The organism is Paenibacillus sp. TSA_86.1 (assembly GCF_052691815.1).
In genome coordinates this window covers 125,133-140,810 of record NZ_JBQZGE010000003.1, presented here as the reverse complement: position 1 = coordinate 140,810, position 15,678 = coordinate 125,133, and the positions used below count along the sequence as shown (strand labels likewise).

15 protein-coding genes are annotated in these 15,678 nt (G+C 46.5%); 7 read left to right on the top strand and 8 right to left on the bottom strand.

The window, feature by feature from the left end; all coding sequences use genetic code 11:
- The first annotated feature begins 9 nt into the window (after positions 1–9).
- Entirely contained in the window at positions 10–789 is a 780-nt protein-coding gene (locus ACUTVW_RS09675; protein ID WP_445645592.1) for an AraC family ligand binding domain-containing protein, read from the top strand.
- Positions 790–1,021: 232 nt separating this feature from the next.
- On the opposite strand, the gene ACUTVW_RS09670 is transcribed toward ACUTVW_RS09675, so the two are convergent.
- A complete protein-coding gene (locus ACUTVW_RS09670) occupies positions 1,022–1,591 on the bottom strand; it encodes a hypothetical protein (RefSeq protein ID WP_445645591.1) in 570 nt (189 codons plus the stop codon).
- A 135-nt stretch (positions 1,592–1,726) separates the two neighbouring features.
- Here ACUTVW_RS09670 and ACUTVW_RS09665 point away from each other — a divergent pair, with 135 nt between their 5' ends.
- A complete protein-coding gene (locus ACUTVW_RS09665; protein ID WP_445645590.1) occupies positions 1,727–2,395 on the top strand; it encodes a phosphatase PAP2 family protein in 669 nt (222 codons plus the stop codon).
- 174 nt (positions 2,396–2,569) lie between these two features.
- On the opposite strand, the gene ACUTVW_RS09660 is transcribed toward ACUTVW_RS09665, so the two are convergent.
- The gene (locus tag ACUTVW_RS09660; RefSeq protein WP_445645589.1) at positions 2,570–4,003 is read right to left on the bottom strand and encodes a glycoside hydrolase family 1 protein; all 1,434 of its coding nucleotides are present in this window, start codon (positions 4,001–4,003) and stop codon (positions 2,570–2,572) included.
- Between the two features lie 141 nt (positions 4,004–4,144).
- On the opposite strand from ACUTVW_RS09660, the gene ACUTVW_RS09655 reads away from it, so the two are divergent.
- The 3 genes from ACUTVW_RS09655 (at position 4,145) to ACUTVW_RS09645 (ending at position 6,751) form a co-directional block, all read left to right on the top strand.
- Entirely contained in the window at positions 4,145–5,176 is a 1,032-nt protein-coding gene (locus ACUTVW_RS09655) for a helix-turn-helix transcriptional regulator (RefSeq protein WP_445645588.1), read from the top strand.
- Between the two features lie 68 nt (positions 5,177–5,244).
- Positions 5,245–6,063 carry a class I SAM-dependent methyltransferase gene (locus ACUTVW_RS09650; protein ID WP_445645587.1) on the top strand — a complete coding sequence of 273 codons (819 nt, stop codon included), beginning with the start codon at positions 5,245–5,247 and terminating at the stop codon, positions 6,061–6,063.
- A gap of 28 nt (positions 6,064–6,091) precedes the next feature.
- Complete coding sequence (locus tag ACUTVW_RS09645) at positions 6,092–6,751, top strand: hypothetical protein (RefSeq protein ID WP_445645586.1); 660 nt, start codon at positions 6,092–6,094, stop codon at positions 6,749–6,751.
- A gap of 198 nt (positions 6,752–6,949) precedes the next feature.
- Here the strand turns inward: ACUTVW_RS09645 and ACUTVW_RS09640 are convergent, their stop codons facing one another.
- The 3 genes from ACUTVW_RS09640 to ACUTVW_RS09630 form a co-directional block, all read right to left on the bottom strand.
- Positions 6,950–7,744 carry a hypothetical protein gene (locus tag ACUTVW_RS09640; protein ID WP_445645585.1) on the bottom strand — a complete coding sequence of 265 codons (795 nt, stop codon included), beginning with the start codon at positions 7,742–7,744 and terminating at the stop codon, positions 6,950–6,952.
- A 143-nt stretch (positions 7,745–7,887) separates the two neighbouring features.
- Complete coding sequence (locus tag ACUTVW_RS09635; protein ID WP_445645584.1) at positions 7,888–8,307, bottom strand: hypothetical protein; 420 nt, start codon at positions 8,305–8,307, stop codon at positions 7,888–7,890.
- Between the two features lie 1,230 nt (positions 8,308–9,537).
- Positions 9,538–10,821 (bottom strand): XRE family transcriptional regulator, encoded by a 1,284-nt coding sequence (locus ACUTVW_RS09630; protein WP_445645583.1) that lies wholly within the window; start codon positions 10,819–10,821, stop codon positions 9,538–9,540.
- Between the two features lie 227 nt (positions 10,822–11,048).
- Here ACUTVW_RS09630 and fabV point away from each other — a divergent pair, with 227 nt between their 5' ends.
- Positions 11,049–12,245, top strand: coding sequence for an enoyl-ACP reductase FabV (gene fabV / locus ACUTVW_RS09625; RefSeq protein WP_445645582.1), 1,197 nt, complete (start codon positions 11,049–11,051; stop codon positions 12,243–12,245).
- A gap of 135 nt (positions 12,246–12,380) precedes the next feature.
- Here fabV and ACUTVW_RS09620 read toward each other — a convergent pair whose 3' ends face one another.
- Both ACUTVW_RS09620 and ACUTVW_RS09615 read right to left on the bottom strand, forming a co-directional pair.
- Positions 12,381–12,620, bottom strand: a complete 240-nt coding sequence (locus tag ACUTVW_RS09620) for a hypothetical protein (protein WP_445645581.1) — start codon at positions 12,618–12,620, stop codon at positions 12,381–12,383.
- A 151-nt stretch (positions 12,621–12,771) separates the two neighbouring features.
- Entirely contained in the window at positions 12,772–13,362 is a 591-nt protein-coding gene (locus ACUTVW_RS09615) for a restriction endonuclease (protein WP_445645580.1), read from the bottom strand.
- A 240-nt stretch (positions 13,363–13,602) separates the two neighbouring features.
- Here ACUTVW_RS09615 and ACUTVW_RS09610 point away from each other — a divergent pair, with 240 nt between their 5' ends.
- Positions 13,603–14,883 carry a hypothetical protein gene (locus ACUTVW_RS09610; protein ID WP_445645579.1) on the top strand — a complete coding sequence of 427 codons (1,281 nt, stop codon included), beginning with the start codon at positions 13,603–13,605 and terminating at the stop codon, positions 14,881–14,883.
- Positions 14,884–14,970: 87 nt separating this feature from the next.
- On the opposite strand, the gene msrA is transcribed toward ACUTVW_RS09610, so the two are convergent.
- A complete protein-coding gene (msrA, locus tag ACUTVW_RS09605) occupies positions 14,971–15,486 on the bottom strand; it encodes a peptide-methionine (S)-S-oxide reductase MsrA (protein WP_445645578.1) in 516 nt (171 codons plus the stop codon).
- Between the last annotated feature and the right edge of the window lie 192 nt (positions 15,487–15,678).

Genomic DNA, 15,678 nt, shown 5'->3' with positions numbered 1-15,678 from the left:
GTGTGCGGTATGGAACAGTTTAGCTACAGAAGATCAGATGACGTGCTGGCTCTATCCGCCAGCTTCACCGATTTTACTTATAAAAAGCATTGCCACGAGGAATATGCCGTAGGTGTAACGTTGCGCGGTATCCAGCAATATCATCTGGACGGTCATTATCAAGCCTCCCATCCGAATGGTGTCATGCTGTTTAACCGGGAACAGTTCCATGATGGAAGTTCCTATGATCGAGAGGGCATCGACTATGTGATGCTTTATTTGAAACCCGAATTAATCGAGCAGATTATGGGTAAAAAAGAACTGCGCTTCACCAGCCCTATCGTCTATGATCCGAAGCTTGCCCGAAGCATTCTGATGCTGAACGATGCCGTGCAGCACAGACAAGATGAAGCCGAGTGTAGCACGCGGCTATATGATCTGGTGCAAATGCTCGCCCAGGAAGAACAGCCGGCAACGCTCTGGAAACCTCAGGACAGTCTCGTTCGCAAAGCAAAAGAGATTATGTTTTGCAGCACCGCAGACGTGTTGAAACTGGATGATCTCTCAGCTGAATTCGGCCTGTCCAAGTTTCAGTTTATCCGTGAATTCAAAGCTCATGCCGGAATATCCCCCTATCAATTTTTCCTGAACTGCAAGGTGGAGCACGCACGTCAATCTCTGGAAAAACACAAAGACATCTACGCCGCTGTCGCCGAATGTGGCTTCGTGGATCTGACACATCTGAACAGACATTTCAAGCGAGTATTCGGTGTTACCGCGTATGAGTATATGTTACAGCTCCAGCGTTGACACGAAGGTCAAATATCATGATTAAATGCTCAACATAACCAAAACAGAGACACAGTTAAACATGCAGTCACAAAATACAAATCCTCTTACAGAACGTGCTCACGTCCATAAGGGGATTTTTTCTGTCAAATACGTTAAACCTTGCTCATTTTCGCTTCTGTTCCTTCGTTTGGCTGCTCTCAAACCTGCTAACTATGATGGGCATAGTGATACCATAGACAATGCTACCCCATTAGATTCTCAGCCGCTTCCTTCTCCGCAGCCAGCCACCTAAAAGTACAAGTAATCCAACCGTCCCTCCGCCATAAAGCACGATCATCCACGGATTGCGATATCCACCGCTATTCCTGAAGTCATCCGGGCTTACAGGAGTACCCTTACCCAGCATATTTATCGCCTCTCCCGCCTGTTCCAGTTGTAGATTACCGCTGCATAGACTGCTGTGCAGCTTACCATCCTTATCATTCTGATTAGCAAAGATTAGATAGGATAGATCTTTGGTCAACGTTGTTCCACAAGCGCCCTCTCCCAGATTACTGATCAGGACGGTCATTTGTTTGGCGTCTACACCTTTCCATGCCGTGTCCACATCCAGCGTGTACTTCTTGTTCTTCTCGTTGCTGAATATAGAAGGCCCACTGATCTCAACCACTTTTCCCGTAAATACCGCGGTATACGTTTCAAGCTTTTCCTGGACACTGGATTCCACACAACTGCACGCGTATGCCCGCTCCCCCGGCCAAACGATCACACTTGTTGCACACAATATCAGAACCAATACGGCTGTGATGATTATTCTCATCCTTTCGCCTCCCCTTTGAGTTCCCCGTTAAACTTCCTTTATCTGAATTAACACTCCATTTTCGTTTTTGTTTGTTTTATTGTAGAATGTTAACACTATGTTAAAGACATCATACATCACGGAGGAACTCAACATTTGAAACACAATTACATGAAAAAAATCTCGATTCCGCTGCTGGTTGCAGCGTTATGCTTGCTCGCTTTTATCACGATTGCACTCTCCATCAGCGATAATCAGATTCACCGCTTTGATGCAGTGCTAATCAATTGGATTCAAGGCATGGAATCGCCTGGCATGACTCGATTCATGCAATTTTTCACCTGGATTGGCAGCGAACTTCAGGTGGTTGTTATTACGGTCGTTGTCATGCTGATCCTCTATGTTTTCCTGCGGCACAAACGCGAACTGCTCTTTCTTGCCAGCGTGCTGATCGGCTCAACCGTGTTAAATGCTTTACTCAAGCTTGTATTTCAGCGGGCACGTCCGACTATCAATCGCATTATCGAAGTGAGTGGATACAGCTTCCCGAGCGGGCACTCCATGGCTGCATTCAGCTTATATGGCGGACTTGCTTTTCTCATCTGGAAGCATATCCCGAGTTTTACGGGGCGTGTATGTATGATTGTAGCGAGTGCAGGCTTTATTCTGATGATCGGTATTAGCCGGATCTATCTGGGTGTACATTATCCTAGTGACATCGTTGGCGGTTACTTTCTGAGTGGGTGCTGGTTATCTACCTGCATCTGGTTCTACAGACGATATCTGCAGCGGCTGTCTCAGTTACAAGCCAAAAGTTTCGCTTAATCTACAGCGATGCTCGCCTGATATGCCTTTTGAAGATAAAGAGACTGTTGTTTCACTCTTTTTCTGCCCATTCAGTCTAACACAAGGCCAAAAAACGCTCATTCCTGAACACAGGAATGAGCGTTTTTTACATTTATGATGGGACACAATCCTATGGAACATGCTTCGTTCAAATTACAACTTCTCTCCATTGGAAGCAATGACGTCTTTGTACCAGTAGAAGCTTTTCTTCGGTGTGCGGCTCAAATCGCCATTGCCATCATTATCTTTGTTGACATGAATGAAACCATAACGTTTCTTCATCTCACCAGTCGATGCACTTACCAGGTCAATGCAGCCCCACATGGTATAGGCAATCAGGTCTACGCCGTCCGCAACTGCTTCTTGCATCTGCTCGATATGACCTTTCAGATAGTCAATCCGGTAGTCATCCTGAATAGAGCCATCTTCTTGCACGACATCGACAGCACCGAGACCATTTTCTACGACCATCAATGGCACCTGATAACGGTCATACAGATGATTCAGCGTGTAACGCAGTCCTTTTGGATCGATCTGCCAGCCCCAGTCGGAAGCTTCAAGATACGGATTTTTGATACCGCCCAGCAAGTTTCCTTCTGCTCTATCCAGCGATGCATCTGCACTTTCCACAAGAGACATATAATAACTGAAGGAGTAGAAGTCTACACAGCCTTCACGCAACGTCTGCTCATCTTCCGGTTGCATTTGAATTTCGATGCCTTCTTCTGCGAAGAAACGTTTTGCAAATCCCGGGTATGCTCCCCGAACCTGTACGTCACCACAGATCATGTTGGACAGTTGATCTTTCTTCTGCGCAAGCAAAATATCATCCGGATTGCACGTATTCGGATACGTCGTCATGAAGGCAACCATACAGCCGATTTTGAAATCCGGGTTGATCTCATGTCCCAGTTTTACCGCTTTGGCACTCGCTACGAATTGATGGTGCAGCGCCTGGAAACGGGTCTGCGGCTGATCGACTCCGTCCGTCAATGTTTCTTTACCCTCAAACAACAATCCACCTGCCATATAAGCACCGAGTGGCATCGTCAGACAGTTGATTTCATTAAAGGTCAGCCAGTATTTCACCTGATCCTTATAACGGTTGAACAGGGTTGTACAATAACGGATGTAAAACTCGATCACTTCACGGGAAGCCCAGCCGTTATATTTTTGTGTCAGGCCGAAGGGGGTCTCGTAGTGGGAGATCGTCACCAGAGGCTCAATGTTGTATTTTTTCAACTCGGCAAAGACGTTATCATAGAACTTCAAACCCTCTTCGTTTGGCTCCAGATCGTCACCATTCGGGTAGATGCGGGACCAGTTGATCGACATGCGGAACATTTTGAAACCCATCTCGGCCATCATGGCAATGTCCTCTTTATAATGTCCATAAAAATCAACCGCTTCATGGCTCGGATAATAAGTGCCCTCTTCCAGTACAGGTGTAATTCGACGCGGCGTGGTATGTGTTCCGCCTGTCATCATATCCGATGTGCTCGGCCCTTTGCCGTCCCGATTCCATCCGCCTTCAAACTGATTGGCAGCCGTTGCGCCGCCCCAAAAGAATCCGTCTTTCATTTTCATGATGTGTTCCTCCTCTGATGTTGACCGCTACTAGAGCAAGTCTCTGATCTTCAATCCACTGAAATACGTTGAGAACTATAACGTTATAGTCCAAGTGTAACACCCATACCCTGACAAGGGTTGTCATGATATAATTTGGTCATGGAACATAACCGATTATTCCGAATGTTGTTGCTGTTGCTGGAAAAAAAGAAAACAACCGCTCCCGAACTTGCGCGCCTGTTCGAAATTTCGGTTCGCACGGTATACCGGGACATTGACCGCCTGAGTGCGGCAGGTATCCCCGTCTATACCACAACGGGCAAACACGGCGGCATCCATCTAATGGATCACTATGTGATGGACAAGTCTCTGCTGAGCGAAGATGAACAGAATGAAATTTTGCTGGGCTTGTACAGCGTCAGTGCCATTCCTCATCTGAACAGTGCCCGTATGCTGGGCAGGTTAACGACCCTTTTTGATCACAAACTGGACTGGATTGAATTTGAGTATTCTTCATGGAGCAGTATTCCCGAGCAAGAAATGCAGCTGTTTAATCAAGTAAAGCAGGCGATATTCGCCAGCCAGCTTCTCTCGTTTCACTATATCGATTCCAACGGAAAAGCGAGTGAGGAAACAGCGCTGCCCGTGAAGTTGATTTTTAAGAACAACACATGGTACTTCAAGGGTCTGAAACAATCCCAGCCTGTGACATCCAATTCATCCGATTCGCTTAATACCTTTGTCACATACAAAATTAAACGGATTACGAAACTTCGCTTTGTTCCCGGCCCATATGAGCGCACGGTGACATCCATAGCGGAGGATGCCGGGGAAGAGATCATCAAGGAAGATCTACATCATGCTAAAAACAAAGATGCTGATACACATTCTAATCAACCGCCTGAGAAAGAGCTTCCGATCGAACTTCTGTTTGAACAAACGACTGCCTATCGTGTTTACGACCTGCTTGATCCCGCTATGATTCAGCAAGAGCCGGACGGGAAGCTTAGGGTTTCTATTCCAATTGATGAGGGTGAACAACTGTATTCCTTTCTAATGTCTTTTGGCTCAAAAGTAACCGTAGTCACACCTAAGACGGTACGCAGGGAACTGCTTCGCAGACATCAGGATGCCCTCGCACATCTACTGGAAGATGATGGGCAGATCACAGAGGATGATGTTACAATATAGCATGCATCTATATCATTTAACCTAAAATTAGAATCGACAGGAATTCAACGATGTTGGGAGGCACACACATGAATCAACAGCTCAGACATAATAACGTGGAACGCTTTAAAGGATTTGGCACACTGTATGATCAAAATAGACCTTCTGCTCCCCGTGAAGTCGTTGATATTCTAACTCATTATCTGGGCAAGAAACCACGATTCGTGGCTGATGTTGGCTGCGGTAGCGGTTTGTCCACCTGGATCTGGCTGGATCATGCCGAGCGAGTGATTGGCGTGGAACCGAGTGAGGATATGCGTTCTGTGGGTATTGCGAAATGGGAAGCCGCAGGCAAACCGGATCAGCTTCGCTTCGCGCCAGGCATGTCCCATGACCTCGGCTTGCCGGATGACAGCGTAGATATTTTGACGTGCTCCCAGTCGTTTCACTGGATGGAGCCGGAATCCACTTTACGTGAATTCGCACGGGTGCTGCGTCCAGGTGGCATTTTCGCCGCCTACGACTGTGACTGGCCGCCTGTATTGGACTGGCAGCTTGAAGCAGCATACCAGCAACTCGTGAGCACAGCGGATGAACTTGCTTCACGTCTATCGAGTCCGGAGCAACAAGCACATAAATGGAGCAAAGAAGGCCATTTACAGCAGATCCAGCAATCCGGACTGTTCCGTTACAACCGGGAAATCGTGTTCCATCATCGCGAACTGTTCACAGCCGAGCGTTATGCCAATCTGGCTCTGAGCCAAGGCGGGCTTCAGACAGCTCTGAAGCTGGGCGCCATGGAATTGAAGGATATGGCGGATGATTTCAGGCGTCAGGCGGAGCTTGTTTTTGCAGGGAGTTCAAAAGAAGTGCTGTTCTCTTATCGCATGCGCATCGGCATTGTTTAAATATGAACCTTGAAGGGTTGTGACTACTTTGATTGACAACGAGGTGCTGGAACGAGATCGACTTTTCATCAAAAGCTGGCTTGACACATATTTCGACTCCCCTTATCGGGATATTCTAATGTCGCATCCCGCCAAAATGGAAGAAGAGGACTATGGCGTGCCTGCGGATATGCAGGATGGCGAGGTGGAAGAAGAAGGATGGGTTCGCTGGATAATGCTGGACTCTGAGGTTACGGTAGAACAGATTAACGAATTAGCTGCTAGTTATATTAAACCTGGCTCGGATACGTATAGCTCATCTTTTTCTCTGCCTCCGCTCTATATGGCCTATCTGAGCAGCCGATACGTTCTAAATGTCTATCTTCGTTATGAGGGATTTATAATCGAATTGCCGAATCTACCCTCTGATTACCCTCTGCGGGAATTACGTAACCTTTGGTCATCATCGGAATCACTGATTAAGGCGGGATATATTCCATTTGCCTCCTATGAAGATCATGCGGGGCCTGTCTGCTGGGATACGAGTAAACCAAATGATGATAAGGATTATGCTGTCGTATGGTTCGATCATGATATATTAACCGAAGAGGGACAAACTAGCCGGAATCAGCTTGAAGCCTACGCCCAGCCTCTTTTTCACTCTTTCCGGGAAATGCTGATGCGCTCTCCTTCAAGCACCCGTTCTTAACTTGCTTATAGAGGCATAAAGAAAGAGCGCTCTCCCGTTCATCGTCGCTTTGACTTAGGGGAGGGCACTCTAGTATGCATACTTGAACGAAATATTCTGCTATAATTTCTTGAAATGAATCGGGAGAACGCTACAGTTCCATTTTGTACAGCTTTTTTTTAAAGTGATGCTAAAGTTAAGAAGTTCAAAATGAGCAGATCAGGACGAGAAGAGTTGATTCAGCTGCTGCTCCTGCACTTGAAGGGCAAGAGCCACTTTGGAAGGATCCTGCGGTGAATAAAATACGTTAATGATGTGTCCCTGCTGAACCTGCGACATCGCGGAGGGCAGGATTTCTTTTTGCGTAATCGTCTCAAAGGTTTCACCATTGGGCTTCGTAATACTCAGTTTAAGCTGAAGCTTGATATTACCATTCTGTGCACTTCCCATAGGGGTAACGTCCAGAATTTTAGCGAGCCCCTTTTCTCCTGTACGCGCAATATCCGCCATTTCCGGTGCTATACCTTGCTGCATCATCTTTTCATTCAACAGTTGCTGCATATGCTCTTGCGACACCGTTCCTTGCTGATCCAGTCCGACTTTGCGCTCATCCTTCTCGGAAACGACCAGCGGAATGATTGCTCCCGGCTGAAACTGGGATAATGAGGTCAAAGGAACAATCGTTCTTAGTTCGGTATCATACGTTTCCCGGCCTTGGCGAGACACCTTGAGCATCATTTTCACTTCCGGCTGTTCATTAATATAGGTGCCCGTCTGTTGAATACTTTGGATCACACCAACGGCTGGCAATCCCGATTTGATCTTGCGCTGACCCAAACTCGTACCGAATATAGACGAAATGACCAGTAAACCAATTCCTCCAAAAAGCATCGGTTTAAACCACCACGCCTGCATGACCATAAACGGATCATCCCACAGCCACTGAGCTATGAACGGGGAAAATCCTGTCCCAAATACCATAAGTAAACCGATTACTCTAAAAAAACGACTCATCTCTATCACCCTATCTAATTTTATTCTAATCTATCTTCACTTCTCGTTGTTATCTGTAATTTAAGTACTAATAATTCCAAATAAACCCTATTTATTTGCTAGTAAAACGTCCGCTTACCACCCTCTTCGTCCTACCGCGCCACCTAAACGGACAGAAGTCCCATATAGATCAGTTCAGAAGGATTGGCCGGATTCTGCCCCAAACCAACGCGATCACCAGCACGCGGAATCTGCAGCTTGGACACCAGTGTTTCCATCGTGCGCTGATAGGTACGGCCGCTCGTTTCAGTCACCTCAAGCACAAGCACCACAATCGGATCAAAATTAATCAATTTCCCTGTATCCGTTACACTGAGCACTGTTCCAGTCGCCGTCAGAGGCAACGAACCGCTGGCAGCCAGCTGCGCCTGTTTAGCAGAGTCCAAACTTTGATTAATCGCATCCCGATGCTCTTTCGGCACAAAACCTTTCATCATCATGCCTGTGAGCCCTTTGTTCATCACACGATCCGCTTTGGCAACAGCATCTTCCGGTTTGTTTTTACGTTTAAACCATCCCATCATATCAAACACCTCGTTTGTTTTTTTATTGGCTATGATTAATTATAAACACAACATGAATGTATTGAATACACATCTGGACACATACAAAAAAACCAGCAAAAAGCGTCTGTTACAGACACAACACGATCGGTTTATTTGTCCTCATGCCTGGTTTTCACAATAAAAAAGAACGTTCTCCCTGCCTCAATGAGCACTGAGCCTTTTATTTTTGTAACATTGCCCTCTTGAATGCATAAAATACCGTTACCAAGAGCGGTCAAATATCCATTTTTAGATGGATACGCAAATATGTACAAGAGCATACTAGCATTATATATGAGAATAAATACATATAGATAAATACATATATAAAACCAAACATATACATATACAGTACACACATATACTCACATACATACACACATAAAGCATACATACATTTTTCAAACATATATCGAGCCTGCCCCGCACCTTTCCAGGCACATGTCCCTTGTGTGTACCTTACTGAACAAAGCGTAAGCATAAGTATATGAAGAATTCACTGTTTGTCAAAATGCATATAAACTATTTATGCTTTTCCAGGAGTAAGCCGCCGCCACACAACCTATTTCTTTCTAACGATCACAGATGAGCTTATTTGAGAGATATAAGGCTATCTGGAATTGTAACGATCACCAGAAAGCTTATTTTGCTGCCCCCCCCAGATAAACGTCCATTTTTGCATCAATTCTCCGAAATAGCTCTCCTGAGATCGTTAGAAAATAAAAACATGAAAAATCGCCTAAATAACGTCTCTGGAGATCGTTAGAAAAAAAGACTCGCCGAGAGACTAACTTCCCATTGCACGGGCTAAAAATACTTACTTACTTACTCCTTTACTCTCTTACTCCCTTACTCTCTTACTCTCTTACTCCTTTACTCTCCTACTCCCTTACTCTCTTACTCCCTTACTCTCCTACTCCCTTACTCTCCTACTCCCTTACTCCCTTACTCTCTTACTCCTTTACTCTCTTACTCCTTTACTCTCCTACTCCCTTACTCCCTTACTCTCTTACTCCCTTACTCTCCTACTCCCTTACTCCCTTACTCCCTTACTCCCTTACTCTCTTACTCTCTTACTCCCTTACTCTCTTACTCCCTTACTCTCTTACTCCCTTACTCTCCTACTCCCTTACTCCCTTACTCCTTTACTCTCCTACTCACTTACTCCCTTATTTGCTCCCCTGCTTCCTACTCTGCATCTCCCTACCTTCATTGTGACTTCCGCAGCAAATACACCAGCTTGCGATAATATGCTGCCGCTTCCTTGTACCGACGCTGATCCTCACTCACCACAGCCAACCCTTCGTATAAGGACTCCAAACGCATCGACTGCTGGACTGATTCAAAGTAAGACAGGCAAGCTTGAGCATGGTTCAAAAATGTATCCTGTTCCCCATGCGCGAGAGCCAGCTGACTTTGGTAAAAGACAGCGTTCATCCGCTGATCCTCCGTTACAGCACAACCGAGCAACTGATCGACACTTTGCGCCAGCATGCCCCAGTTTTTTCGGGCCGATGCAACCTCGCAGCGGTACACCCAGAGCAGCGGCTTCATTGCCTGCTGGGTCTCCTCCGGTTCAGCACCAAGCCGAGCCGCGAAACGTTCAATCTCAGTCTGAGCCTGATCCAGTTCACCTGACATCGTTAACATGACAATTCGATTGTTCGCAATCGCGGTCACCAGATCTCCCTGATTCCCCGCATATACGAGATTTGCTTCTGCCATCGACAATGCAGATAAAGCTTCCTGCACCAGTCCCATCGTAAAACAATAACCGCTGTATGCCACATATAGTCCGGACAAACGATGGAACAACCGTTGATCGTACACATGTTTCATCGTCTGCTCAAATGTGCGCTTCGCTTCCTCATACTGCCGGGTCTGGATATACGCCTCCAGCTGGATATTTTGTATAGACAGCCACAGTTCACTTCCCGGCTCTGTCAGGCTGCTCAGTCTTGTCACATGAGTTAGCACATCCACAAATGCCAGCTTGGATCGGTAATATTGGATTTTATAAAAAAGTAAAGCCTTCGTGAGCGGCCGCGGTAGCTGTACATCATCCGGGCGGCCGTACTTCTCCAAATAAAAATTCAGATACGAAGTATGAATATATTCATGCGCATCGGCATCATTTAACTGTTGATAGTACACTGCCTTCATTAGAGCTGTCGTCAGCTCCACAGTAAGCGAATCATCCCGATCCTCCAGTGCATGTACCGTTTCCTCCGGAATCGAAGAGGCCGGCACCGACATCTGAGCAAAAATCGCTTCTGCTCGTGCCAATGTCTGCTCATCTTGCACTGCCGTTTGCAACAGATAGGCGGAACTTACGCCCAACCTTTTGGCAATACCCTCGGCCAAATCTTCTGGGAGTGGATAACGCTCCGCCAGAATGTTTGCAAAATGCGCCTGCGTAACCAGACCTTCCACAAGGTCTTTACGTGAGATTTCTTTGCGTTTGCTCAAAAACTCGATTCGTTCTTTCAACATTAAAGGTCTATCCTTTCATGATCACGAGTCATTCTATCATTATCTTCCCAAAATGAAAGCAAAATTGCCACCCTAATCCCACACTTCCTGCAAAAATGACCGAAACGGTTTCCGTTTCGAACGTAATTGTTTTACAATAGGGGAGATGTATACGTACAATATACGAAAGCCGTATGATGAATCAACTGAATTTCAACATGAATTGAACACGAAAGGGTGCCACTATAATGATTATTAAACCAAGAACACGTGGTTTTATCTGTACAACTTCCCATCCTGTCGGCTGTGCGGCACAAGTCCAAGAGCAGATTGATTATGTAAAATCTCAACCCGCAATTCAAGGGCCTCGCAACGTGCTCGTCATTGGCGCATCTACAGGTTATGGACTGGCTTCGCGAGTTGTCTCTGCTTTTGGAGCTGGAGCGAACACTATCGGCATTTACCGTCCGTCCAGCTCAACCGAGAAACGGACAGCTTCCGCTGGATGGTACAATTCGGCTGCATTCGAGAAGGCTGCGGATGAAGCAGGCCTGAAATCCTACAGCATTACCGGTGATGCTTTTGCCAATGAAACTCGTGAGAAGGCCGTTGAGCTGATTCGCAGCGAATTCGGTCAGGTGGATCTGGTCGTTTACAGCGTCGCTTCGGCACGCCGTACTGATCCCAATACAGGTGAGGTGTTCAATTCGGTGCTGAAGCCGATTGCACAGCCGTATACGAACAAAACGGTCAATTTCCATACGGGCGAAATCACTTCAGTTACTCTCGAAACAGCTACAGAAGAAGAGATTCGTCAGACCGTCAACGTGATGGGCGGCGAAGACTGGGAACTGTGGATGGATGCCTTGCAACAAGGCGGCGTACTCGCAGACCATGCAACAACGATTGCCTTCTCTTACATCGGCCCTGAGCTGACACACGCAATTTATCGTGAAGGCTCCATTGGTCAAGCGAAGGATCATCTGGAAGCAACGGCGCGCAAAATGCATGAACAACTGAGCGCCAAAGGTGGACGTGCTTACGTTACCGTAGCCAAAGCACTCGTGACCCAATCCAGCTCTGCCATTCCAGTTGTGCCACTGTATATTTCTGCGTTGTACAAAGTAATGAAAGAAAAAGGATTGCATGAAGGATGCATCGAACAGCTGCAACGGCTGTTTGCGGATCGCCTGTACGCTGGAGGTGAAGTGCCAACAGACGAGCAAGGTCGCATTCGGATCGATGATTGGGAGATGAGAGCAGACGTGCAGGAGGAAGTAGCGAAGATCTGGAACGAGCTGACCACCGAGAATATCTATGACCTGTCCGATCTTGAAGGTTACCGCCGCGAGTTCTTCCAACTGTTCGGTTTTGAAACGGATGGCGTTGATTATGAGGCCGATGTGGATCCCAACGTGGAAGTACCCCATCTCGTTCAGTCATAGAATTTGATCTGGTTTGGCTTTTAGGGAGGAGCTGCAGCGCTTCTCCTTTTTTTATTTTTCACGCGTCTTCCACTCAATCCTCATCTTCTATCATCCATTCGTATCTTTTATCATCCATTCGTTTTCTTTATTCATTCACCCAGCCTCTTTTCCTGACATACTCCGCTCGAAGACAAAATAAAAAGAAGCACCACCATCCTGGATGATCTGCTTCTTGTGTTTGACTTTTTGCAATTTTTCCTGCTTGGTTGGTGTCAGGCGAACATGCTGCGATAATGCCCCATAATTTCCATTCACTCTTCGGCTTTGCTCGGGAGTCCATTGTCCTGATCGTGTTGCTTTACGTAATGCTTTTTGTGTCTGTGTACGTGCCATAATGATGAACACACTCCTTCATTTGATATACGTTCAATATATCATGTGTAACGATACATGTGAAGGTGCAGCCAGCCCGAACTCATTTATACATCCGTATTTTTGAAAAGCAACCCTCCAGCTCCGTGCTCCAAGCCCCGCCCGTCCGACATCAAGTACGCTTGCGCCGAGACTGCCACGTCTCTATCGGTTCGTGGTCATGCTCTTCGATCAATTCCATTGCTTTGTCCAGTCTTCGCGACTTATACAGCGCGATCAGATCGATCAAGTCTTCTCGGTCCAGCAGCTTCACCTCATTCACCGCAGCCAGCGTGCGGCATGCATCCGTGTATCGGGCAGATGTCAGCACAATGGATCGATCCGCCTCATAATAACGCATTGATGTATAGATCTCCTGTACCGCGCTAAGACCAACAGGATGATTCGCACCGTATCGTTTGGCCTGTACCACACTGCGTCTTCCCAGTCTGTCTACAAAAATGAGGTCTGCTCCGAAATCCCTGCTACTGGTCGTTTTATGAACCTCGTCATAACCGAGCTGCTCGAACAGATTATAGAGATATAATTCAAACTCCGATCCGTCCTCCATTTTATCGATATCCTTAATCGTAATTTTCTGAGGGTTCGCCTCGCTTCGTATCCGCTGCCCGCGATAAATGATCCGGCGAATAACCCAGGTTAGCAGCAATAACAGAACGATGCCTACGATAACCCATAAGGTAATATGTTCACTCCACATCATGTCTGCTCTCCTTGTCCTCATTGCTTCGTATATCTCGTGTCACAGCACTAAATATATCAAACTTCACTGCACATCTAAAGAAGATGAATTCCCTGTAACTGTTACATCTCTTTTAACATCGGATTATCACATTTGATGTACAAAAAGGTTACAGCATGTTCGGTTGAATTTCACTAGAAATCAATGGTAGAATTCTACAATCGGTGTTATTTTGACCGAAGACGAAAGGTGGTTTATCACTTGCATACCTATACCAACCCAAAACGCAAGTCTACTACATGGGCCGTTCTTCTGCTTAGCGGCATGCTATTCTTAAACATGAATACAACAACAGGATACGCGGCGGCAGCCACAGAATCCTTGCCTAAACCGGCATGGACTTCTTCTTCACTCATGTTAAATGAGGCCAATACGGAGAAAGATGTCATGATTAAGGATATTTACGCTGTACCTTCCAAAAATCTGGTGTATGTGCACTCTTCCCAACCCGTAACGAAAACGAGCAGTAAAACAACGCTGGACTGGCAGCTTGATTCGTTACAAGCGCTGGATGCCAAGACAGGCCAGCTCAAGTGGAGCACGATTTTCCATGAGAAAAGTGGCCCTTACACGACCTATTCTAATTCCTTATTTACAAACACTGGTACGGCTTACGTGTACATGGAATACTCGGATAAAAGCAAAAAATTATATTCTTTTAACACTTCCGGCAAGACCAACTGGGTGAAAACCGTGAATGCATCTGCAACCGTCTCGCTTATGGATAATGAAAATGTGCTAGTTGCTACAAGTCAGGGTGTACAAGCGAATGGCTCCGTGCGCTCAAACCTCTCGATCTATGACAAAAAAGGCAAGTTGCTGACCGAGAAAACAATCAACGGCTCTGTGCTTCAGGCAGGACATGGACGGATTGTTGTGGATGCGAGTAAACAGGTGAAGTCAGGAAACTTCTGGCAGCCAGCAGCGAATCCCAAGATCGAAATCTACGATTCTACGTTAACCCGCCTGTCCTTCTATCAATTCCCGGCAGATGCCAATACTCAAGGGGATGGCGGCGGAGAAGCTCTGGCAATTCTGGACGATGGTTCCATTCTGATGCGCGCTAACCTTGAATCCACAGGCAATCGTCTGATGGGATTTGGTTCGGATGGCAAACTCGCATGGGGGCGTGCAATCGCGGGTGATGCTTACATTCAGACGGCAGGCAGCGGATATACCGTTCTAACTGGGCCGAAGCTGGAGCTATACACGATGAAAGGCAAAGTAACGGAGCGTTTGTTCCAGGATACGCAGCCTGTGCTCATGCATGTTGATCGGACCCAGGATGGGCAATATCAGCTTGATTTTACCAAAACGGGTTATATCCTTGATCCGCAGACATTGGAAGACGTACATGTGTATACGGTTAGCGCTGCCGTTCCTTCATTAGATCGTATCTCGACCTATATGAACGATGTCATCTATTCCATGAAGGGTGAAGCCCTTTCGAAGTATGTTCTCAAGTCGTCGTTGGCTAAATAATCGGTGTCACTAATACCTGTCATAGCTTTCATATTTAAGAAATAAGACAAGCCGGAAAAGCTCCTCGCGGGGCTCTTCCGGCTTGTCTTATTTCCAATTCACATGAATAAACTCGTCTCTTCCGGACATCGCCCGGTCTTCCTTATAATGCTTCTCGTTTTTCTTGTGGTAATCCTGGTGATAGTCCTCTGCAGGGTAAAAGGTTACCGCTTCCCGTATTTCGGTCACGATCGGTTGACTGAAACGGCCACTGGCCGCCAACTCCTGCTTGGATTGCTCGGCAAGCTGTCGCTGGCGTTCATTATGAACAAAGATCGCAGTGCGATACTGTGATCCCCGATCCTGAAACTGTCCACCGTCATCTGTCGGATCGATCTGAGGCCAGTACAGTTCTAATAAGCGCTCATAAGGAAATACATCCGGTTCAAATGTAATCTCCACCACTTCCACATGCCCCGTTTCCCCTGTCTTGACCTGTTCGTATGTTGGATTCTCGACATGACCGCCTGTATACCCTGATATGATACCATGGATGCCTGGTTGTTCCTCAAACGGGGTAACCATACACCAGAAACATCCGCCGGCAAACGTTGCTTTTTCCATTCCCTTCAGCTCCTCTGGTTTAAAACAATATCATGAAAGCAATTAGCTCAGACACGCATTCATTCCTTTATTGTAAAACAACAAGAGGTTGATGGAAAGCCACCGCAATGGCTCTTCATCAACCTCTTCATTTAGCTTCACTTGGAAGCACTCATTTTAGATATTTCGAATAGTTAACCTAACCAACCGTTG